This window comes from Kribbella sp. NBC_00382 (assembly GCF_036067295.1).
Lineage (GTDB): Bacteria > Actinomycetota > Actinomycetes > Propionibacteriales > Kribbellaceae > Kribbella.
Genome location: NZ_CP107954.1, coordinates 6,132,598 through 6,153,884, shown reverse-complemented (window position 1 = coordinate 6,153,884; position 21,287 = coordinate 6,132,598). Strand labels below are relative to the sequence as shown.

Sequence of the window (21,287 nt, the reverse complement as noted above, 5' to 3'; positions counted from 1 at the left end):
GTCCGTTCACCCAAAAGAGTGAGCAGACAGCTACGCCCGCAGTACGTCCAGGTGCGGAACGTACTGCGGGCGTAGTACAGATCAGCGACTCTGCAGCGCGTCCAGCGCGACCGTCATCGCGGCGGCGACCCGGAAGTCGAGCCGTGGGTCCTGCACGCTCACCCGGTACCGGTCGCGGACCGAGATCTTGCGCTCGACCGACAGCACCGGCTGACCGGTGGCGCGGTCCTTGAAGTCGAAGTGGAAGATGAACGGCAGCGGGATCTCGCCGACGAACGGGACGAACTGCCAGATCCGCCGGACGATCGCGATCGTCGGGTTCCGCTCGCTGCCGTCGGACTCCAGCCCCGGGCTGGTCAGCTGCCAGCTCGACCGCAGCAGGCTCTTGCCGAACTCCTTCTTGAACCAGCCGATCGGCTGGCCGTTCGCGTCGAAGACGTCGTACCCCGACCCGAGGTCGAGGCGCTTGCGGGCCTTGAAGGAGAAGACCGCCTGGGCCTTGGTGTCGTCGGCGTAGAAGGTCACCTGCTCCTTGAACGCCATCCGCTTCTGCTGCGCGAACGCCAGCAGCGGCCCGTCGGTGCCATCCGGGTTGGTGGTGAGCAGTTCGTACCTGTTCGCCATCAGGGTGATCCGCTGCTTCATCGAGAAGGCGGGAACGTACATAGGCGCAGGGCCTTGGGGTGGGACGGTCATGCAGAGGAGTCTTTCACCTCCACCGGCTCATCCATGACCACTCCGCAGGCCAGCGCCCCCAACCGCACCCCGCGCGCCAGTCCGGCCGCATGCGCCGAGTCCGAGACCAGCTCCAGCTGGATCGCCCCAACCCCTTGCAGCACAAGATCCCGCGCTACTTCCACGCCTAGCTCGACAGCCTCATCCACTGTCCGTGCAGGACGCCACAGCACTCCGTAGTCGGCAGCAGGCTTCTCAGTACCAACCTGTACTACGAGCGCATCCGCCTGCTCCAGATAGCTGGCAGCCGCGACCTCAGCCACGATCATGCGAACCACCTGTGCACCTACAGCCCGTACTACGCCTGTCGCCGCAGCAGCATCCCCAGCAATCACGGCACTGGGCTCCACACCCGGCAACCCGCGCTGTCCCCATGACTCCTGGTGCACTGCCCACGACAGCGGCCTCCGAGCAGCCCAGCCGCTCCTCACCAGCTCCGGGGCCGCAGCGAACTCCACCACGTGACCAATACAGAGGTACCCGACCAGCTCAACGTGCGAAGGCAGATCCAGTACCGCTGCGACCTCACCAGGCTCGAAGAAGGACACCCAGCCGACGCCGAGCCCTTCCGCGCGTGCTGCCAGCCACAGGTTCTGGATCGCGATGGCCGCGGAGAACCAGGTGGTCCGTGGATCCGCATGCCGACCCAGTACGTGCCGGCCACCTCGCCCTGGGTCACAGGTGACGGCGATGTTCAGCGGAGTGTCGAGGATCGCCTCGATCTTCAACCCGTCGAAGGAGCTGCGCCGGTCGGCGGGTAGTGAAGCCGCAAAGGCGTCGCGCTGCGCAGAGGCGAGGTCATGGATCTTCCGCCGGGTAGCGACGTCCTTGATCAGCAGGAAGTCCCACGGCTGGCTTAGGCCGACACTAGGTGCCCGATGTGCCGACTCCAGCACTCTGGTCAGCACGTCATCGGCAATAGGCCGGTCCAGGAACCCACGCCTCACATCACGCCGCTCTGCCAGTACCCGGTGAACTACGTCCCGCTCCCCCACCGCATACCCAGGAGCAGGTGTCACCCCCGCGGCCGACGCCTCACCGGCTGCGCCCGCCGCGCCACCGGCCGTCTCTGGCAGCCGGCCGACGGCGACGGTTGCTCGCGCCGAGGCCTGCTTCGGTAGTACGAGCTCGGCGCCGCTGAGGATGACAGCTGCCTCGGCGACGCTCGTAGTACCGGCCAGGCGGTCGACCTGCTCGCTGGGAGTCGGTACTGGTTGCTGAGAGAGCTCCAGCTTGGTCGCGGTGAACAGCGTCGCTCCCAGTGAGGCCACTAGTCGCTGCAGACCGGGCTCTGTCTCCTTGCCGTCGACTGTGACCACTTGGCTCACGGTTGCCGGCTGCAGCGAGACCAGCGCCGAGTCCACGAGGTCACGGAGCTCCCGGTACGACGTACCGGAGCGTAGGCCGATGCCTAGGATGAGGCTCACTTCTCCAGCCCCGCGTGGACTCGTGCGGCCGCCACGAACCTGGCCGGGACGTCGGGCGTGGCCGTCCAGTGCAGGTGGAGGTAGGAGGCGTGGATCTGGGCTCGCGCGAAGCCCTCCTGCTTGCCGCCCGGTAGGTACCAGGCGGCCGGGACGTCCTCGTCGAACTCCACAGTGGTCCGGTGGAACTCATGCCCGTGCACGCGGCGGCCCTCGTCGAAGATCGCCGTCGTCGAGGCGGCGATCGCGGTGCGGTAGCCGAGGGTGAGGCGGCTCGTCATCTGGCCCTTGGCGGGGAGGACGCCGGTGAGTTGGTGGCCGTCGAGTTCGCGGCACAGGTACAGGAGGCCGGCGCACTCGGCGACGACCGGCAGGCCGGCGGCGATCTCGGCAGCGACCTGGTCGCGGAGCGCGACGTTGTCGGAGAGCGCTTCCGCGTGGAGTTCCGGGAAGCCGCCGCCGAGGTACAGCGCTGATGTTGCCTCAGGCAAGGATTCATGCAGCGGGTCGAAGGTGACGACGTCGGCGCCGGCGGCGGTCAGCAGCTCGGCGGTCTCGGTGTAGCGGAAGGAGAAGACCGGGCCACCGGCCACGGCGATCACCGGGCGGCCTTCTTCGGCCGGGGCCACCTCTGCGGCGGGATCCCAAGCGATCACATCGAGCGGAGTGGCCGCACGTGCAGCGGCGACAAAGGCTTCCAGGTCGACGCCTTGCTTCACCAGTTCGGCGGCGGCGTCGACTGCCGTCACGGCCTGCTCGCGTTGCTCGTCGGCGGGGATGAGTCCGAGGTGCCGACTGGGAACGGTCAGCCGGGTATCGCGACGCAGTACACCGAGAACCGGTACGCCGGTTGGCGCAACCCCTGCCCGCACTTCGGCCTCATGCCGGTCGGAGCCAACCTTGTTGAGGATCACCCCGACAATGCGCACGCCGGTGTCGAAAGCGACGAACCCCTGGACGACCGCGCCAACACTGCGACCGGCCGCCGATGCGTCCACCACCAGCACGACCGGTGCCTGCAGCAACTTGGAGACGTGGGCGGTCGACGAGTACCCCTCAGTGCCCAGCGCGCCGTCGTACAGGCCCATCACGCCCTCGACGATGGCGATGTCCGCGCCCACGCTCCCATGTGCGAACAGCGGCGCGACCCGTTCTTCACCCGACAGCATCGGATCGAGATTGCGCCCCGGCCGTCCGGTCGCCACCGCGTGAAAGCCCGGGTCGATGTAGTCCGGCCCGACCTTGAACCCGGCCACCGTGTGCCCGGCCCGCCGCAGCGCAGCCATCAATCCGACCGCAACCGTCGTCTTACCCGCGCTGGACGACGGCGCCGCGATCACCACCCGTGGAATCACCACTCGATGCCTTTCTGGCCCTTCTGGCCGGCATCCATGGGGTGCTTGACCTTGGTCATCTCGGTGACCAGGTCGGCGGCGTCGAGCAGCTTCTGGTGAGCGTTGCGGCCGGTGATCACCACGTATTGGTGGCCCGGGCGGTTGGTCAGCGTCTCGACCACCTCGTCGACGTCCACCCAGCCCCACTTCATCGGGTAGGTGAACTCGTCGAGCACGTAGAGGTCATGGGTCTCGGCGGCGATCCGGCGCTGGATCTCGCGCCAGCCCTCGAGCGCGTCGGCGGCGTGGTCCTCCTCGGTGCCGGCCTTGCGGGACCAGCTCCAGCCCTCGCCCATCTTGTGCCACTCGACCGGGCCGCCCTCACCCGTTGCCTCATGCAACTTCCCGAGGGCCCGGAACGCGCTCTCCTCGCCGACCTTCCACTTCGCGCTCTTGACGAACTGGAAGACGCCGATGTTCCAGCCCTGGTTCCAGCCGCGCAGCGCCATCCCGAACGCGGCGGTCGACTTGCCCTTCATTTCACCGGTGTGCACCATCAGCAGCGGCCGGTTCCGGCGCTGCCGGGTGGTCAGGCCGTCCTGCGGTACGACGGTTGGCTGTCCCTGCGGCATCAGGCGGCGCTCCGATCGGTGACCGCGCGAACAAGATTGCCCGCGGCAACTTCTCCCAGATCCAGGTACTCCGCGCCGAGATCGGCGGCCAACTCCCCTGCTAGTCCCAGCCGGACTCCGCGGCGCGGCTCACAGTCGACCACGACCGAAGCGATCCCCTGCTGCCCGAGCCAGCCAGCGGCCTGCTTGGCCCTGGCGAACGCCTTGTCACCGGCAGTTGCGCGACCGTCGGTGACGAGGACGAGCAAGGGACGCCTGCGGGGATCGCGGATCGCGGCGATTCGGAGTACGTCGGAAGCCTTCAGCAATCCCTCGGCCAGCGGGGTGCGACCGCCGGTGGGCAGGGACTCAAGACGCCGCACTGCGGTCTCGACGCTGCCCGTCGGCGGGAGGGCGACTGTTGCCTCGGCCCCGGCGAAGGTGACCAGGCCGACGGTGTCGCGGCGCTGGTAGGCATCGAGCAGCAGCGAGACGATCGCTGTTTTGACCTCGGTCATCCGCTTCTTCGTCCCCATCGAGCCGGACGCGTCCACACAGAACAACACGAGGTTGCCTTCGCGGCCCTCACGAACGGCGAGCCGCACGTCGGAGGCGCGGACGGCAAGGCCGCCACCCGAGCGGGCCAGACCAGTACTGCCGGGGCCGGCGCTGGTGCTGCCGGGGGCAGTGCGACCAGGGCCGGTGCTACCGGGGGCAGTGCGACCAGGGCCGGCGCCATCGCGATCGGCGCTGCCGGGGAGTGAGCGGCCGCGGGCGTGTTGGTGGGGGGCGGCGGCGCGGATGGTGGCGAGGAGGTGGGGGCGGCCGGATTCTCGGCCGGCTCGGGGGCGGTCGCCGACGACGCGACCGACGTCGGTGAGCGCTTTGGAGCGCCGGCCGGCGACGCCTGCGCCGGCTGATTGCACGCTCAGGAGGCGGGCTTTGTACGGCTCGGAGCTGGCAGCGACCTCGCCGATCGGTGCCGGACCGGGGAGAGCGCTCCCCGGGTTCTTCGTCTGGTCCGGATCGGAGGCGTTCGTCGGCGGTTGGGTCGCGTCGGGGCGGTCGAGTTCGGCGTCGGTGTTCGGCGCGCGGTCGGTGTCGGTCGGCGGGGTGTTGTCGGGGTCGTCGCCGTTCGAGTCGCCACCATCCGGGTTCCCGCCGGGCGGGCCGTCGGGACCGCCGTCTGGGTCGTCGTCGGGGTCGTCGTCCGGTGGGGTGCTGTTTTGGATGGCTTGTTCTAGTTGGTCGTCGTCCAGGCCGGGGGCGTCGAAGGGGTTGCGGCGTTTGCGGTGTGGGAGGGCTAGTTTGGCGGCGGCTCGGACGTCCTCGACCTCGACGACAGTCCGGCCCGACCAGGCAGCGTGCGCGACCGCAGTGCGGGCGGTGACGAGGTCGGCGCGCATGCCGTCGACGTCGAAGGAGGCGCAGATCTCGGCGATCTGGCGCAGCGCGGCGTCGGTGAGGATCACGTCCGCCAGACGGGACTGGGCTTTGACGATGCGCTCGGACAGTTCGGCCTGCGCACCGGCGTACCGGTTGATGAAGGCAGTCGGGTCGGCCTCGTACGAGAGTCGCGCGCGCATCACCTCGACCCGTACTGCGGGGTCGCGGCTGGCGACGACGTCGACGGTCAGGCCGAAGCGGTCGAGGAGCTGCGGGCGGAGTTCGCCTTCCTCGGGGTTCATCGTGCCGACCAGGACGAAGCGCGCCGGGTGGGTGATCGAGACGCCGTCGCGCTCGACGGTCGCGCGGCCCATCGCCGCGGCGTCGAGCAGTACGTCGACCAGGTGGTCGTGGAGAAGGTTGACCTCGTCGACGTACAGCAACCCGCGGTGGGCGGCAGCCAGCAGACCCGGCTCGTAGACGGTCACGCCCTCAGAGAGCGCTCGCTCGAGATGGAGGGAACCAAGAACACGGTCCTCGGTCGCGCCCACGGGCAGCTCGATCAGGCGGGCCGGACGGGCCTGAGAGCTGAAGTCTGACGGGTGCGGACCGTCGGGGCAGGTCGGGTCGGGGTTGGCTGGGTCGCAGGAGAAGCGGCAGCCTTCGATGACGTCTACGGCGGGGAGGATCTCGGTGAGTGCCCGGACCGCGGTGGACTTCGCCGTGCCCTTCTCGCCCCGGATCAGCACGCCCCCGATCGCCGGCGAGACCGCAGCGAGAATCAGCGCCAACTGGAGGTCGGACATGCCGACCACCGCTGTGAAGGGGAAACCAGCAGTCAGGCGCTGGCCGACGGAAGCGGCGGGCGGGCGCTGGCCGACGGCGGGGGCGGGCGGGCGCTGGCCGGCCGGAGGCGGCGGCTCGTTGCTGTTCGAGGGGGTTGATCCGGTTGGAGCAGACCGCATGACGGGTGGTGTCCCTTCGTCCCGCGGGTGTCCACGCCCGCCTCGGCACTTGGCACGCCGGGCGCGCGGAGAGCGCTCCCTGGCGGACGGCAGCAGATGTCCTGGCTTCCGGGAACGACCCCGGTCACAGTGGCGGGACCGCCCCGGAATCCGGCCGTCTCAGGCCGTCACCGGTGTTCCTCCACTACCGTCCCGGCGATCATTCCACACCAACCACCCCGCGTACGGCCGGGAGCCCTGTGGCGATCTTCACCGCCCCAAGCGTCCACCATTTCGGGGGTTATCCACTCAAGTGGTGGGTTGCCACCCTGTATGCACGGGAGGCAACCCACCGGCTCGGGGGTTAACCACCGAAATGGTGGGCGCTCGCGTGGCGGCGGGGCGGTGGGCGCTCGCGTGGCGGCGGGGCGGTGGGCGCTCGCGTGGCGGCGGGGCGGTGGGCGCTCGCGTGGCGGCGGGGCGGTGGGCGCTCGCGTGGCGGCGGGGCGGTGGGCGCTCGCGGGGCGGTGGGGCGGTGGGGAAGGTGGGTGTGGCGGATGTGTCAGTTGGTGAAGGCGGCTGAGAGGTGGGTGGCGGCCGAGTCGCCGGGGAGTTCGCCGACGCCGGTGATCGGGGTGACGGTGATGTACCCGGCGAGCAGCAAGGCCTCGTCGGTGTCGGTCTCGGTCGGGGGCTCACGCAGTACCAGGCCGACCACCGGCTCCCCCGTCGGCGCCTTCTCCAGCACCAGCCGGGACCGGTCATAACCAACGAGCCGCGCCCAACGAGCGCCCTTCAGCTCAGCGATCGGTACGTCGGGAACGTTGATGTTGATGACCGTGCCCTGCGGCTGCTCCAGCAGCCAGGAGAGCGCTTCCGCCGCGACCGCGCCCGCCGTGTCGAGGTGCTGCGGGTCCTCCGAGTCGATGCTGATCGCGAGCCCCGACAACCCTTGGCTCGAGGCGGTCAGCGCGGCGGCGACCGTACCGGAGTGCAGGATCGGGCCGATGTTCTGCCCGTTGTTGATGCCGGATACGACCACATCAGGCGACGGCCCGTACGCGCCCAGCCGGGCGAGTGTGACGGCCAACGCCGGCGTCCCGTCGATCCCGATGAACCCGTTCTCACCGGTCTTCGACGCGACCGCCTTGCCGATCATCCCGGCGCGCGAGCTGCCGACGCCGCTCTGGTCGTCCCACGGCGCCACCACCTGCACCGCATGGCCGAGGCCCTCCATGGCCGCAGCGAGCGCCTGGATCCCCAGGGACTCGTAGCCGTCATCGTTGGTGACCAGGACTCTCAGCTGTTCGGGCGCCATGCGTCCACCCAATCACACCCTGGCCGTCGCCGCGGCCGGATGTCTCAGCCGCGATCCTCGATGTCACCTTCTGTTTCCAGAACCGCAGTGCGCAGGGTTTCCAGTGCTTCCTCGGTCGGCTCGGCCCACAATCCACGCTGGGCGGCCTCGAGCAGCCGCTCGGCGATCCCGTGCCGCGCCCAGGGGTTGGACTTGCGGAAGAACTCGGCGATCTCCGGGTTCGCGACGTACTCCGTGGTCAGCGTCTCGTACATCCAGTCGTCGACCACGCCGGCCGTGGCGTCGTACCCGAACAGGTAGTCCACCGTCGCCGCCATCTCGAAGGCGCCCTTGTACCCGTGCCGCTGCATCGCCGCCATCCACCGCGGGTTCACCACGCGGGCCCGGAAGACGCGCTTGGTCTCCTCTTCCAGGCTCCGAGTCTTCACCTGGGCCGGTACTGCGGAGTCGCCGATGTACGCCTTGGGGTTGGAACCGGTCAGGTGCCGGACCATCGCGACCATGCCCCCGTGGTACTGGAAGTAGTCGTCCGAATCCATGATGTCGTGCTCGCGGGTGTCCGCGTTCTTGGCCGCGACCTGGATCCGAGCGTAGGCCCGCTCCATCGACGGGCGAGCCTCCGCGCCGTCGAGGTCCTTGCCGTACGCATACCCGCCCCAGACCGCGTAGACCTCTGCCAGCTCAGCATCGGTACGCCAGTTGCGCGCGTCAACGAGCGGCAGCAGCCCAGCGCCGTACGAGCCGGGCTTGGACCCGAACACGCGCGCGGTCGACGAGCGCATGTCGTTGCCAGCAGCAACATCAGCGTCGACGTGCGCCCGGAGGTAGTTGCTCTCGGCATCCTCATCCAGCGCGGCGACTGTCCGGACCGCTTCGTCGAGCAGCGAGACGACATGCGGGAACGCATCCCGGAAGAAGCCCGAGATCCGGATCGTCACGTCGACGCGCGGCCGGCCGAGCTCCTCGAGCGGGACGACCTCGAACCCGGTGACGCGGCGCGAAGCCTCGTCCCAGACCGGGCGGCAGCCGAGCAGCCAGAGCACCTCGGCGAGGTCGTCGCCCTGGGTGCGCATCGCGGACGTTCCCCAGACGGTCAGGCCGACCGATCGCGGCCACTCCCCCGTCTCCGCCTTGTGCCTGGCGAGCAGCGAGTCGGCGAGCGCGACGCCGACGTCCCAGGCGTTGCGGCTCGGGATCGCCTTGGGGTCGACCGCGTAGAAGTTCCGTCCGGTCGGCAGGACGTTCACCAGGCCGCGAGTGGGCGAACCCGACGGGCCGGCCTCGACGAATCGGCCGGCGAGCGCGCGCAGTACGTTGGTCAGCTCATCGCCGGTGCGGGCCAGCCGCGGTACGACCTCATCCGCCGCGAACTGCAACGACTTCTCAACCTGGATTGATGAGCGCCCGAGTACTTCCTCGATGACGACCGGGACCTTGGCGGCATCCCACGCGAGCGTCTCCATCCCGACGACCAGCTTGCGCGCGACGGCCTCCAGCAGGTCCACACCGTCGGCACCGCTCACGGCGGGGAGATCAGCCAATGTCGCGAGGTCCTTCAGCTCCGGTACTGCGACGCCCGGGTTCTCCAGCATGGCAGCCTCGTCGACGCCGAAGGTCTGGCCGAGCGCGGCCCGCAACCCGGGCACGGCGCCCGAGACGCCACCCCACATCTGCTGCGCACGCAATACCGCGAGAACGAGGTTGACCCGTGCCTCGCCGTCCGGCCCGCCGCCGAGGATGTGCAGCCCGTCGCGGATCTGGACGTCCTTGATCTCGCAGAGGTAGCCGTCGAGGTGCAGGACGAACTCGTCGAACTCCTCGTCCTCCGGCTTCTCGGACGTGTGCAGATCATGGTGCAGCTGGGCGGCCTGGATCAGGGTCCAGATCTGGGCGCGCAGGGTCGGGACCTTGTCCGGGTCAAGCGCCGAGACCGTCGCGTACTCGTCAAGCAGGTACTCCAGCTTGGCCATGTCGCCGTACGTCTCGGCGCGCGCCATCGGTGGTACCAGGTGGTCGACGATCACCGCATGCCCGCGGCGCTTGGCCTGCGTGCCCTCGCCGGGGTCGTTGACGATGAACGGGTAGACGAGCGGAAGGTTGCCCAGTACGGCGTCGGGCGCGCAGTCTGCGGCCATACCGATGCCCTTGCCCGGCAGCCATTCCAGCGTGCCGTGCTTGCCGAGGTGGACGACCGCGTGGGCGCCGAAACCGCCCTCTTCTACGGGCGCCTCGAGCCAGCGGTATGCCGCGAGGTAGTGGTGCGACGGCGCCATGTCCGGGTCGTGGTAGATCGCGACCGGGTTCTCGCCGAATCCGCGGGGCGGCTGGATCATCAGTACTACGTTGCCGAACTGGAGCGCCGCCAGAGCGATCGCCGGCTCGGGGCCGGACTGGTCGACGTACAGGGAACCGGGTGCCTCACCCCACGCCTCGATCATTGCTTGCTGCAACGTTTCGGGGGTTTTGCCGAACCAGTGCTGGTACGTCGAGAGCGGGATCTTCGCGACTGCGCTCGACAGCTGCTCGTCGGTCAGCCAGTCGACATCGTGACCGCCGGCCGCGATCAGCCGGTGGATCAGGCCGTCGGCGCCGTCAGCGCCCTGGAGTTCGTCGAGGTTGAGGTCGGGGCCGAGGTCGTAGCCGGCGTCCTTGAGCTGGCCGAGGATGACGACCGCTGAGGCCGGCGTGTCGAGGCCGACGGCGTTGCCGATCCGGGCGTGCTTGGTCGGGTACGACGAGAGTACGAGCGCTAGCTTCTTGTCTTTGGGTTCTACGTGGCGGAGCTTGGCCTGGGCTACTGCGATGCCGGCGAGCCTGGCGCAGCGCTCCTCGTCGGGTGCGTAGCTGGCGATGCCCTCGGCGTCGTACGCCTTGAAGGAGAACGGGATGGTGATGAGGCGGCCGTCGAACTCGGGGATCGCGACCTGGGTGGCGGCGTCGAGCGGGCTGATCGCGGCGTCGCTCTCGAGCCACTGCTCCCTGGTCGAGGTCAGCGCGAGGCCTTGAAGGAGAGGGATGTCGAGGGACGCGAGCGCGCCGGCGTCCCAGGAGTCGTCGCCGCCAGCTGTTGCGTTGGAGGCGACGGTGCCGCCTGCTGCGAGGAGGGTGGTGACTAGGACGTCACATTCCTTGAGCAGGGTGAAGAGGTCGGCGTTGTCTTCGTGCGTGGGGTCTAGGCCGCGCAGCGTTCCGCAGTACAGGGGAAGGGGCTGGGCGCCGGCCTGCTCGATCGCGGTGGCGAGGGCGTCGACGAAGGCGGTGTTGCCGGAAATCTCGTGGGCGCGGTAGTAGACGATGCCGACTACTGGCCTGTGGTCCTTGGCGAAGGTACGGCCGGCGCGGATCCCGTAGGTCGGGAGGGTTTTGGGTGGGTCGAACTCGTCGCCGGTGAGCAGGATGGTGTCTCGGAGGAAGCCTGCGAGGTTTTGGAGGTTTTCGGAGCCGCCCTCGCGGAGGTACGCGAGGGCCTCGGTGACGGCGCCGGCGGGGACGGTCGACATCGACATGAGCTCGGCGTCGGGGGCTGCCTCGCCGCTCAGTACGACCGTGGGGATGCCCGAGGAGATGACGGCGTCGAGACCCTCCTCCCAGGCGCGGCGACCGCCCAGCAGGCGGACCACTACGACCTCGACGCCGTCAAGCAGGGTGGGAACGCCATCGAGCTCGACCCGGGCCGGGTTGGCGACCTTCCAGCCGGCTTGCGCTTGCGAAGCGGCCAGCAAGTCGGTATCGGCGGTGGAGAGCAGCAAAAGGTTCGCGGGCACGCGCGGCCGGTCCTTCCTCGGGGTGTCCACGCCCCAGGTGGCAGGTACGACAGCAGCAGTTCCTGACTCCCGGGTCTACCCCGGTCACAGTGGCGGGACCGCCCCGGACTCACACCGGGTTCCTGCATCAGCCGTCGATGACATCGCCGACTCTAGTCGACGGAGATGTACTCCCCCATGGCCAGGCTCCCGCTCGCTCCTCCATCGCTCACCCGCCCGACGCTCCGATCAGTCAACTCGGCGGAGGTACTGGCCGGTGAGGCTTTGTTTGATATGTGGGAGGAGGGCGGGGGTGGTGGCGGCGACGATTTGGCCGCCTTGGGTGCCGCCGCCGGGGCCTAGGTCTAGGACGTAGTCGGCGTTGGCGATCATGTCCAGGTCGTGTTCGATGACTATGACGGTGGCGCCGGCGGTGATGAGGCGGTCGAAGACTGCTAGGAGGACTCGGATGTCGGCGGGGTGGAGGCCGACGCTCGGTTCGTCGAAGATGAAGAGGGTGCCTTGCTGGGGCTTCTCGAGGTCGGCGACGAGCTTGAGGCGTTGGGCCTCGCCGCCGGAGAGGGCTGGGGTTGCCTCGCCCAGGAGGAGGTAGCCGAGGCCTACCTCGTCGAGGGTGCGTAGGCGGGCTTGCATCTTCCGCAGGGTGGTGAACTTTGTGCGGGCCTGTTCGACGTTCAGGGACAGGGCTTCGGCCATGGTCAGGCCGTCGAGGGTGATCGTGTCGGCGTCGGGGCTGTAGCGGCGGCCTTCGCACAGGGGGCAAGGGATATCGACGTCGGGGAGGAACTGCACGTCCAGGGAGATTTGGCCGGTACCGTCGCATTGGGGGCAGCGCAGGCTGCCGGTGTTGTAGGAGAAGTCCGCTGCTTTGAGGCCACGCGCCCGCGCCTCGGGGGTGGCGGCGAAGGCCCGGCGGAGGTCGTCGAGGACGCCGCTGTACGTCGCCACGGTGGAGCGCACATTGCGCCCGATCGGGACGGCGTCGACGATGACGGTACGGTCGATGCCGCCGGCATCCAGGTGCCGTACATGCTTCGGCGCGTGGCCGGTCAGCGCCGCGGCGAGGCTATCGAGTACGAGCGTCGTCTTTCCTGAGCCGGATACACCGGTGACCGCCGTCAGCCGCAGCAAGGGGAACGAGGCTTCGAGAGCCTGAAGCGTGAAGCGGGGGCCGGTCTCGAGGCGGATCCGGCCGTGTTCGAAGACGTCGTCGAGGGGCACGCGGGGGCGGATGACCGTCCGCTCCTGGCCGCTGAGGAAGCCGCCGATCACCGACGTGGGCGACTTGGACAGGTCCGCGACGGTGCCGGTGGCAACTATCTCGCCGCCGTGCGCGCCGGCTCCCGGGCCGATCTCGATCAGCCAGTCGGCATGGCGCAGTACCCGGACGTCGTGGTCGACGAGGACCACGGAGTTCCCGGTCTCGACCAGGCGGCGCGCGACCGTCATCAGGGCGTCGATGTTGCTCGGGTGCAGCCCGATGGACGGCTCGTCGAGGACGTAAAGCAGGCCGGTCGCGCTGCTCCGCAGAGTACGGCTGAGCTGTACTCGCTGCAGCTCGCCGGTCGAGAGCGTGCGCGACGCCCGGCCGAGCGACAGGTAACCGAGTCCGAGCCCGAGGAGGTGTTCGGCGGTCGGGGTGAACGCGTCGACGATCTGCTCCGCCATCCGGGTGAGTTCGGTCGGCGCGGCCGCCGGCAACGAGCGGACGAAGTCGGTCGTACGGTCGAGGCTCCAGGTCGAGACGACGTCGAGCGTGACGCCGTTCAGGGGTACCGATCGCGCGCGTTCGTTGAGTCGGGAGCCATGGCAGGCCGGGCATTCGGCGACGTGGACGAAGCGGTCGAGGCGGGTGAGCGACTTCTCGCTCTGGGCGTTGGACAGCGCGTCCTCGATCACCCGGTTGGCGTTGCGGTAGGTCGCGTTGAGCTCGAAGGCGTTGCCTTTCTTGCTCGTGACAACAACTGTCCGCTTGGTCTCCTCGCCGTGCAGCACGATCTCGCGTTCGGCCGGCGTCAGCTCCTGGAACGGCACGTCTACTCGCACGCCGAGCTGGGCGACCACCTGAGGCAGGAGGCCGGCGCCGAACGAACCCCAAGCAGCCACAGCACCGTCGGCGATACTGAGCGATTCGTCCGGTACCAGCGAATCCTGGTCGATCTGCCGCGTCTCGCCCGTGCCCGCGCATGTCTCGCAGGCGCCATCGCTGTTGAACGCGAACGACTCCGCACCCGGTACTGCGAAGCGCTCGCCGCACTCAGGACAGGTGAGATGCGCGGTCGACGCGATCTCGAGCGTCGGCTTCACGCGATGGCCGTTGGGACACAGGTGCTCCCCCAGCCGCGAGTACATCAAGCGCAGCGAATTGAGCAGCTCCGTCGCGGTGCCGAACGTACTGCGAACACCCGGTACTGCGGGACGCTGGTGCAGCGCGATCGCGGCCGGCACCCCGTCAACGGCGTCGACGTCCGCGCGAGCAGCCTGTGACAGCCGCCGACGCGTGTACGAGGACAAGGCTTCGAGGTACCGGCGCGAACCCTCCGCATAAAGCACCCCCAGCGCGAGCGACGACTTGCCCGACCCGGACACGCCGGTCAGCGCGACGAGCTGCCGCAGCGGCACGTCGACGTCGACACTCTTCAGGTTGTGGACCCGGGCACCCCGTACTGCGACCTGCTCGCCCCAATGCATGTGGTCATCGTAGGTTGGCAATCATCAGGTTCAGCGTGAAGTCGAAACGTTCATGGCCCATGCCGGCCGTCAGCTGGAACGCATGGCGCCGGATCTGGGGGAACTGATCGGCGGGCAGCGCGCTGAACCGCTCGACCAAATCCTTGCGGCTGACCACCCAGTCCTCATGCTGTGCGACCAGCGAACGCTCCAGCGCGTAGGCGCAGGTATAGAGCCAGAGGGCATCGATGGCCCAGGCTGCCGTCTGCGATTCGATGCCGCCGGCAAGCAAGATGGCCAGCATTCCTTCGTTGACGCGTAGGACGTCGAGATTGGTGGAGACCATCGCCAGGGCGGCGCGGGAGATGCCGGGGTACTTCAGGTACTGGTCGCGGGCCTGGGCGCAGACGTCGTGGATCTGCTCGCGCCAGGCCGACCGGTCGGGTGTTGGTAGTACCAGCTGGGAGCAGAGCCGGCCGATGATCAGCTCGTCGATGTCCGCTTTGTTGACGACGTGCGCGTACAGCGAGGCCGGCCCGGTGTTCAGGACGGCGGCGACGCTCCGCATCGTCAGGGCGTCGTACCCCTGGGTGGCGACGACCTCGAGCGCCGCGTCGGTGATCCGGTCGACGGTGATCGGGTCTTTGCGCCGGGTCTGGCGGACCGGCGCTGCGGCCGGCTGAGCGTGGCGGGCGGCACGGCGTTCTCTCGGATCGACTGGCATGTGACCGACCCTACAGTTGACACGAACAATGTTCCAAGCGTAGAACTTAGTTCGTGACTATAGAACAACGTTCGTTAGAAGCGTCGAGTATCGCTCCGTTTCCTCTGCGCCAGGCCTGGCTCGTCCTCGCCGTCGTCTTCATCGCCGACGTGATGGACGTGATCGACTCGACGATCGCCAACCTGGCCGGCCCATCCATCCGCGCCGACCTCGGCGGTAGTGAGACGACCCTGCAATGGGTCCTCACCGCCTACACCGCCGCCTTCGCGATCGGCCTGATCACGTCCGGCCGACTAGGTGACCTGTTCGGTCGCCGCCGGCTGTTCCTGCTCGGCATGACCGGCTTCACCCTCGCCTCGCTCGCCTGCGGCCTGGCCCCCGGTGTCGCCTTCCTGATCACCGCACGCATCCTGCAAGGACTGTTCGGCGCCGTGATGATCCCGCAGGGCTTCGCGATGGTGAAGGTCGTCTTCCCACCGCAGTTGCTGCGCAAAGCACTCATCCCGTTCGGTCCCGTGATGGGACTCGCGACCGTCGCCGGACCGATCCTGGCCGGCTGGTTGCTGCACCTCGACCTGTTCGGCAGCCAGTGGCGCTCGATCTTCCTGATCAACGTGCCGATCGGCATCGTCGCCCTGGCCCTCGCCTGGCGAATCCTGCCCGCCAAGACCGGTGAGGACGAGACCGCCCGACTCGACCTCGGCGGCGTCGCTCTCCTCACTCTGTCCTCGGCGCTGCTGATCATCCCGCTGATCCAAGGCCGCGAACTCGGCTGGCCACTGTGGACCTACCTGTCGATGGCCGGCTCAATCGTCTCCTTGGCGCTGTTCGTCGCCTCCGAACGACGCAGCAAGCACCCAGTGATCACGCCCTCGCTGTTCACCAAGCGCAGCTTCGTCGCCGGCCTCGCCATCACCGGCGCCTTCTACGCATCCCTGAGCGGATTCCAGCTCGCGCTCAATCTGCTTCTACAGCTCGGCCTGCACTGGACCCCGCTGCACACCAGCCTCACCCTGATCCCCTGGGCGCTCGGCAGCGCCGTCGCTGTAACGCTCGCCGGCGCCGTACTCGCCCAGAGAATCGGCCGCGCCACTCTGCATCTCGGCCTCGGTATCGCAGTCATCGGCCTGATCGTCTTGTGGTGGACCGTCGCGAACACCCACCTCACCTCGTGGACGCTGGCTCCGTCGCTTCTGCTGATCGGATTCGGCACCGGCCTGGTGTTCGTCCCGATCTTCGACTTCATCCTCGGCGCAGCGACCGCCGAAGAAGTCGGTACCGGCGCCGGCATGCTCAACGCCGTCCAGCAGTTCTCCGGCGCCATCGGCGTCGCGGCCCTCGGCACCGTCTTCTTCGCCCGCGTCAACCACGGCGGCGCCATCCCCTTCAACCATGCAGGCGAACTAGTGATCGCCCTCGCTGCCGTCTTCTTCAGCGTTACCTTCGCCTTGGTCTGGCTCCTCCCGAAGCGGAGCGCCTAGGCAAGTCGGTCGGCGAACCAGCCGATCACGTTCGGCCAGAAGTAGAACGCCTTCTCGCCACCGGGAACCAGCGTCATCTCGACGCTCACCCGGGTCCCACCCTCGAAGGACTCGAAGCGGACCTCCGTCTCGGTGTCGTCCACCGAGCTGCGATAAGCCATCAACTTGCCCGGCTCCCACTCGGTGATCTGCCCCATCTCGAGGACATCCTCGGCACCGGCGGCATCGGCGTACCGATAGACCTCGAGGATCCGGCCGCCGACGCCGGGCTCGATCTGCATCCCGATCGCGCGGTTGGCATCGAAGAAGTTGATCGGCCCGCGGACCCACCACAGGTCGATCTCGTCGGTGAAGACCCGGAACGCGGTGTCCGGATCGGTCGCGACCTCGACCACCGCGGACGCTGACTGCTTGACCATCGTCATTTCTCCTGTTCGATGTGTCGCTTGAATGCCCCCAACTGCTCCTGCCAATGCGCCTGTACCTGATCGAGCCACGCCTGTACCGCGACCATCGGCTCCTGCCGCAGCCGGAACACCCGCAGCCGCGCGTCATCCGGCACCCGCTCGTCGTCGATCAGCCGGGCGGCCAGCAAGATCCGAAGATGGCGGCTCATCGCCGGCGCCGACGCCCCGGTCGCCACCGCAAGCTCCCCAGCGCGCCGAGGCCCCTCCCCTAGCAACCGAACGACCTGCCGCCGCGTCGGATCAGCCAGTACCTCGAAGAAGCGATCAACCTCGTCGTCCATGGATTAATAGTTACATCGGCAGTTAACTATTCGCAAGACGTGAAGGACCCTGACGCACTAAAGTGGGCGGGCCTGGAGGTCGGCTAGGAGAGGAAATTCGTGGAGCAGCACACTCGGCGAGCGCGCGTGCTCGACGTACTCACGGCTGAGCAGGCCTGGGAAGTACCGGATGGTTGGCTGGCGGGGGTCCGGGGGCAGCTCCGGGCGTGGGCCGATGATCCGACGGCGCTGCGGCCGGGGGCTTTTCCGGAGTTCGTCGAGGGGACGCCAGCGGCGGTGTGGTTCGCGCATCAGATCGCGCCACTGCTGACCGGCTGGATCCCGGTACTCCGCGGCGAATACGCCGACGTCAGCGCGATCTTGACCCGCGACTTCTATCGCCCGGCGGCGTGGCTGGGTTCCGGACACGTCGTCCGGGTCGCGGCGACCGACTGGCCGTTGCTGGTGCTGTCCGGTGCCCGGAGCTTCACCGAAGAGGGCCGACGGCAAGCATTGCAGTTGTCGCGTGACGTGGTGAGCCTGTTCGTCGACGCTCCGCCGATGGCGGCTCGCGCTCGGGCGTTGACTGCTGGGTTCGATCGGGTGCTGGGCGATCGCGAGGCGACCCGGATGCATGTCGCCGCCGACTACGACACGATCGCGCAGTTCTGGCGGACGACGGTGCTCAGCGACGCGGAGCGCGCAGTACTGCCGGAGCTCGCCGGTTCAGAGGCTGCACTGAAGTACTCGCTCGACACGTTGCACGACGTGCACGCCAAGTTGGCGGCGGTCGTTGTCGATGACGAGGCGCCGGACTTCTCGCGGTTGCTGGCGCGGTTGATCCGGGCGTCCGGACTCGACGGGCAGCCTGCGGAGGTTGGGCAGATCCTTGGGGTTGACGGGTGGGATGTCGAGCACGCTCTGGCCGAGTTGAGGGATGGCTTCGAGCCGCGCGATTGGCTGGGCCGCAACGCTGAGTGGCTGGGACAGGCGATCGCACAGGATCAGCGGGTGCTCGCGCGGACTTGGGCGGCGGCGGCTACGCGGGTATCGGTGCACTTGGCGGGCGTACTCGAGAACGGGCCGTGGCCGGATCCCGAGGTGCCTGACCTCGGTGCGTTCTTCGAGCACCTCGATGGCGGGTCGGCACCACAGGCCGTGCCGACAGTGGTGCGGCAGGCCGTGCCCCAGGTGGTGCCGGAACCGACGCCGGTGAGCAAGGTTGTACCTGCGCCGGCCACTCCCGTAGTACCGGCGGCTGAGCAGGCCGGGGCCATCGGTGAGTTGGAGGCCTTGATCGGGCTGGAGTCGATCAAGGAATCCGTGCGGCGGATGGTGGCGGAGATCCGGACCAACCAACGGCGCAAGGAGCTCGGGCTGCCGACGCAGGATCGGGCGCGGCACATGGTGTTCGTCGGCAAGCCCGGTACGGCCAAGACGACGATCGCCCGGCTGCTCGCGCGGATCTACAAAGAGCTGGGCGTACTTGAGAAGGGCCATGTGGTCGAGGTCGACCGCTCCGACCTGGTCGGCTCTGGGGTCGGTACCACCGCGCCCATGACGGCGGCCAAGTTCCGGGAGGCGCTCGGCGGGCTGCTGTTCGTCGACGAGGCGTACACCCTGGTACCGGACAACAACCCCGGCGACTTCGGCATGGAAGCCGTCGCCACGCTGCTGAAGATGATGGAGGACTACCGCGACGAGTGCGTCGTGATCGTCGCCGGGTACCACCGCGAGATGCAGCGGTTCCTGGACTCCAACCCCGGGCTGGCGTCGCGGTTCCCGAAACTGCTGTCGTTCAGCGAGTACGACACCGATCAGCTGGTCGCCATCTTCGAGCTGCAGGCGAAGCAGAAGGGGATGATCCACAGCCAGGAGGTACTGACTGTGGTTCGCAAGTTCATCCCCGCCGCTCCGCGTGGGCACAACTTCGGCAACGGCCGATTCATCCGGAACATGCTCGAGGAGGCCATCTCCAACCAGGCGACCCGGCTCGCCCTGCGCGATCCCGAGACGCTGACGGAGCAGGACCTGCGGACGTTGCTCCCCGAGGACGTCCACGCAGCTACCTCGATGCGCGCGGAGGACTACTTGCTGCAGCGGCCGGGCACCTGAGTCTCAGCCTCCGAAGGCCTGCTTGTAGAGGTTGAGGAGCTCCGGGTTGGTGGGGGCGCTTTCGCCACAGAGGCTGACCTGAGCGTTGGTGGCGGTGATGAGGTACGTGCCGCCGACCTTGAAGTCGACGCCGAGGAGCGTGGTGACGGCGTCGGCGTTGGACTGGACTTCAACGGTGGTGGCGTTGCCGCCCTTGTACCAGTGGTCGACATGCAGGGTGACCATTTCGCCTTGGATCGCGGTCGCGGTACCGGCGAAGGCGGTCTGCATTCCTTGGAGGTCTGCCACCTCTACCGCGCGGCACTTGGCGTTGGGAGCAGCGCCGACGGTCAGCTTGAGGACTGCTGCCGGCGTACTGACAGCGCTGGTCGGCGGGCCGGCGACAGGCTGGTTGTCCGAGTTGCCAGCGACTGCCCAGCCGACTCCCCCAGCAGCAAGCAGTACTCCAGCAGCGACGGCGGGCAGCCAGCGGCGGCGGGTGGTCGTGCTGGGCCGGGCTTCGGTGTCCGTGGTCATCGTGGCCTCCAAGAGGCGATCGAGATCGGGCTCGGGAGCATCCGATGCCGGGTCGGCCGCCTTCAGCTGGGCCAGCAGTTCGTCATCGTTCACAGCTCGCTCCCTCCTTTACCCTTCTCCTGTCCGGCACCGACCACGTTCTTTCGCCCGAGCAGCACAGCCAGCCTTTTCTTTGCCCGATGCAACCGAATGCTGACGGCGTTCGCGGACAGCCCGGTCGCCTCGGCGATCCCCCGTGGGGGCAGTCCCTCCCAGGCCCACAACAGCACGACTTCGCGGTCCAGCTCACCGAGAGTTTTGAGTGCCTCGTACAGCTCAGCATGATCAGTGGTTGCCGTCGGCAACTCCGAGGCCGTACGAGCCAACCTCTCCACCAGCCGCAGCCGTCGCCCCTCGGCCCGCCGCGCATTGGCCAAGCACCCACGCGCGACCCCGTAGCACCACGGCAGTACCTCATCCGGATCGACCGCTGTACCGTCGCCAAGCCCCGGCACCTCATCGATCCGCCGCCAGAGCACCAGCATCGTCTCGGCCAGCACATCATCAACGGCATCGGCATCAGCCCGCCGCACCAGATACCGATGCACCGGCGCCCCCACCACCCCCACCAACACCTCAAAGCGAGCCTCGCGCACCCGCACATCCTCTCGCCCGACCATGGAAGTCACACCAATGCATGTCCGGCAAGCCCCGAATCCTTTCAGGTGGCGTTCCTACGGACAGGTAGTGCACCCCTGTACGGCGTACGCCGAGGAACCATTCACGCTCAAGCGCCCTAGGAACCCATCGACTACCTCCTGTCGAGCGGCACGAGATGCAGGTGATTCGACCCGGCGCTCGCCGTGGGGGCGACGGAGGAGCCCGCGAACGGGGTGGGTGGAGGCCGCGTGGGGCACTTTCGCAGTACGAGCTAGCGGCGGACCAGGCGTACGTGGGCGGCGGTGGTGGAGCTGGTTTGTTCGGAGACCCGGTACGCCGACAGCGCGCCGTCCAGGTTGTCGAAGAGGCGGATGCCGGCGCCGGCCAGGACCGGGGCGATGACCAGGTTGAGTTCGTCGATCAGGCCGGCGCGGAGGTACTGCTGGACCGTTGCGGCGCCGCCGGCGATGACGACGTCTTGGCCGTTGGCCGCCTGGACGGCCTGTTCGAGGACCTTCTCGATCGGGTTGTCGGTGAAGTGGAAGGTGGTGCCGCCCTCCATCGGAAGGTCGGGGCGGAGGTGGTGAGTGTGGACAAAGGTGGCGTGGTGGTACGGCGGGTTGGCGCCCCACCAGCCGGTCCAGGACTCGTCCTCCCAGGGACCGCGCTGCGGACCGAACATGTTCCGGCCCATGATCGTGGCGCCGACGTTGTCGTTCCATCGGCTCAGCCGCTCGGCGTCGACGCCGGTCGCGGCGTCCTCCATCGCCGCGTTCATCCAGTCGTGCAGGCCGTCCATACCGTCCCCGAACGGCACGTCGAGCCGCTGGTTCGGGCCGGCGGCATAGCCGTCCACCGTGATCGTGAAGTTGTGAACGCGTACCTTCGCCATGATCTTT

At 68.3% G+C, this 21,287-nt stretch carries 16 protein-coding genes and 2 riboswitches; of the genes, 2 read left to right on the top strand and 14 right to left on the bottom strand.

What is annotated here, in order from left to right:
• Window positions 1-81: 81 nt before the first annotated feature.
• The 9 genes from OHA70_RS29270 to OHA70_RS29230 form a co-directional block, all read right to left on the bottom strand.
• Entirely contained in the window at window positions 82-696 is a 615-nt protein-coding gene (locus OHA70_RS29270) for a hypothetical protein (protein WP_328322903.1), read from the bottom strand.
• Entirely contained in the window at window positions 693-2,162 is a 1,470-nt protein-coding gene (gene bluB / locus OHA70_RS29265) for a 5,6-dimethylbenzimidazole synthase (RefSeq protein WP_328322902.1), read from the bottom strand. Before bluB ends, OHA70_RS29270 begins: the two co-directional genes overlap by 4 nt.
• Complete coding sequence (locus tag OHA70_RS29260; protein ID WP_328322901.1) at window positions 2,159-3,514, bottom strand: cobyrinate a,c-diamide synthase; 1,356 nt, start codon at window positions 3,512-3,514, stop codon at window positions 2,159-2,161. The genes bluB and OHA70_RS29260 overlap by 4 nt, the downstream gene beginning before the upstream one ends.
• Window positions 3,511-4,125: a cob(I)yrinic acid a,c-diamide adenosyltransferase gene (cobO, locus tag OHA70_RS29255; protein WP_328322900.1), complete on the bottom strand. Its 615-nt coding sequence runs from the start codon at window positions 4,123-4,125 to the stop codon at window positions 3,511-3,513. The genes OHA70_RS29260 and cobO overlap by 4 nt, the downstream gene beginning before the upstream one ends.
• Window positions 4,125-6,296, bottom strand: a complete 2,172-nt coding sequence (locus tag OHA70_RS29250; RefSeq protein WP_328322899.1) for a magnesium chelatase subunit D family protein — start codon at window positions 6,294-6,296, stop codon at window positions 4,125-4,127. Before OHA70_RS29250 ends, cobO begins: the two co-directional genes overlap by 1 nt.
• Window positions 6,297-6,529: 233 nt before the next feature.
• Window positions 6,530-6,659, bottom strand: a riboswitch (cobalamin riboswitch).
• A 337-nt stretch (window positions 6,660-6,996) separates the two neighbouring features.
• On the bottom strand, window positions 6,997-7,752 hold the full coding sequence (surE, locus tag OHA70_RS29245; RefSeq protein WP_328322898.1) for a 5'/3'-nucleotidase SurE: 756 nt from the start codon (window positions 7,750-7,752) through the stop codon (window positions 6,997-6,999).
• Window positions 7,753-7,796: 44 nt separating this feature from the next.
• Window positions 7,797-11,516 carry a cobaltochelatase subunit CobN gene (cobN, locus tag OHA70_RS29240; protein ID WP_328322897.1) on the bottom strand — a complete coding sequence of 1,240 codons (3,720 nt, stop codon included), beginning with the start codon at window positions 11,514-11,516 and terminating at the stop codon, window positions 7,797-7,799.
• Between the two features lie 34 nt (window positions 11,517-11,550).
• A riboswitch (cobalamin riboswitch) is annotated at window positions 11,551-11,686 on the bottom strand.
• Between the two features lie 58 nt (window positions 11,687-11,744).
• Window positions 11,745-14,207 carry an excinuclease ABC subunit UvrA gene (locus tag OHA70_RS29235; protein ID WP_328322896.1) on the bottom strand — a complete coding sequence of 821 codons (2,463 nt, stop codon included), beginning with the start codon at window positions 14,205-14,207 and terminating at the stop codon, window positions 11,745-11,747.
• Window positions 14,208-14,211: 4 nt separating this feature from the next.
• Window positions 14,212-14,910: a TetR/AcrR family transcriptional regulator gene (locus OHA70_RS29230; RefSeq protein ID WP_328322895.1), complete on the bottom strand. Its 699-nt coding sequence runs from the start codon at window positions 14,908-14,910 to the stop codon at window positions 14,212-14,214.
• A 53-nt stretch (window positions 14,911-14,963) separates the two neighbouring features.
• On the opposite strand from OHA70_RS29230, the gene OHA70_RS29225 reads away from it, so the two are divergent.
• Window positions 14,964-16,391 carry a DHA2 family efflux MFS transporter permease subunit gene (locus OHA70_RS29225; RefSeq protein ID WP_328322894.1) on the top strand — a complete coding sequence of 476 codons (1,428 nt, stop codon included), beginning with the start codon at window positions 14,964-14,966 and terminating at the stop codon, window positions 16,389-16,391.
• Here OHA70_RS29225 and OHA70_RS29220 read toward each other — a convergent pair.
• Together OHA70_RS29220 and OHA70_RS29215 are read right to left on the bottom strand one after the other, a co-directional pair.
• Window positions 16,388-16,810: a hypothetical protein gene (locus OHA70_RS29220; RefSeq protein ID WP_328322893.1), complete on the bottom strand. Its 423-nt coding sequence runs from the start codon at window positions 16,808-16,810 to the stop codon at window positions 16,388-16,390. The genes OHA70_RS29225 and OHA70_RS29220 overlap by 4 nt on opposite strands.
• A 2-nt stretch (window positions 16,811-16,812) precedes the next feature.
• A complete protein-coding gene (locus OHA70_RS29215) occupies window positions 16,813-17,139 on the bottom strand; it encodes an ArsR/SmtB family transcription factor (RefSeq protein WP_328322892.1) in 327 nt (108 codons plus the stop codon).
• A 99-nt stretch (window positions 17,140-17,238) separates the two neighbouring features.
• Here OHA70_RS29215 and OHA70_RS29210 point away from each other — a divergent pair, with 99 nt between their 5' ends.
• Entirely contained in the window at window positions 17,239-19,233 is a 1,995-nt protein-coding gene (locus tag OHA70_RS29210) for an AAA family ATPase (RefSeq protein WP_328322891.1), read from the top strand.
• A gap of 3 nt (window positions 19,234-19,236) precedes the next feature.
• Here OHA70_RS29210 and OHA70_RS29205 read toward each other — a convergent pair whose 3' ends face one another.
• The 3 genes from OHA70_RS29205 to OHA70_RS29195 all read right to left on the bottom strand — a co-directional run bounded on the left by OHA70_RS29205 (window position 19,237) and on the right by OHA70_RS29195 (window position 21,280).
• Window positions 19,237-19,842, bottom strand: coding sequence for a hypothetical protein (locus OHA70_RS29205; RefSeq protein WP_328322890.1), 606 nt, complete (start codon window positions 19,840-19,842; stop codon window positions 19,237-19,239).
• Entirely contained in the window at window positions 19,839-20,384 is a 546-nt protein-coding gene (locus OHA70_RS29200) for an RNA polymerase sigma factor (RefSeq protein WP_328322889.1), read from the bottom strand. The genes OHA70_RS29205 and OHA70_RS29200 overlap by 4 nt, the downstream gene beginning before the upstream one ends.
• A 275-nt stretch (window positions 20,385-20,659) precedes the next feature.
• Window positions 20,660-21,280: a dihydrofolate reductase family protein gene (locus OHA70_RS29195; RefSeq protein ID WP_328322888.1), complete on the bottom strand. Its 621-nt coding sequence runs from the start codon at window positions 21,278-21,280 to the stop codon at window positions 20,660-20,662.
• Between the last annotated feature and the right edge of the window lie 7 nt (window positions 21,281-21,287).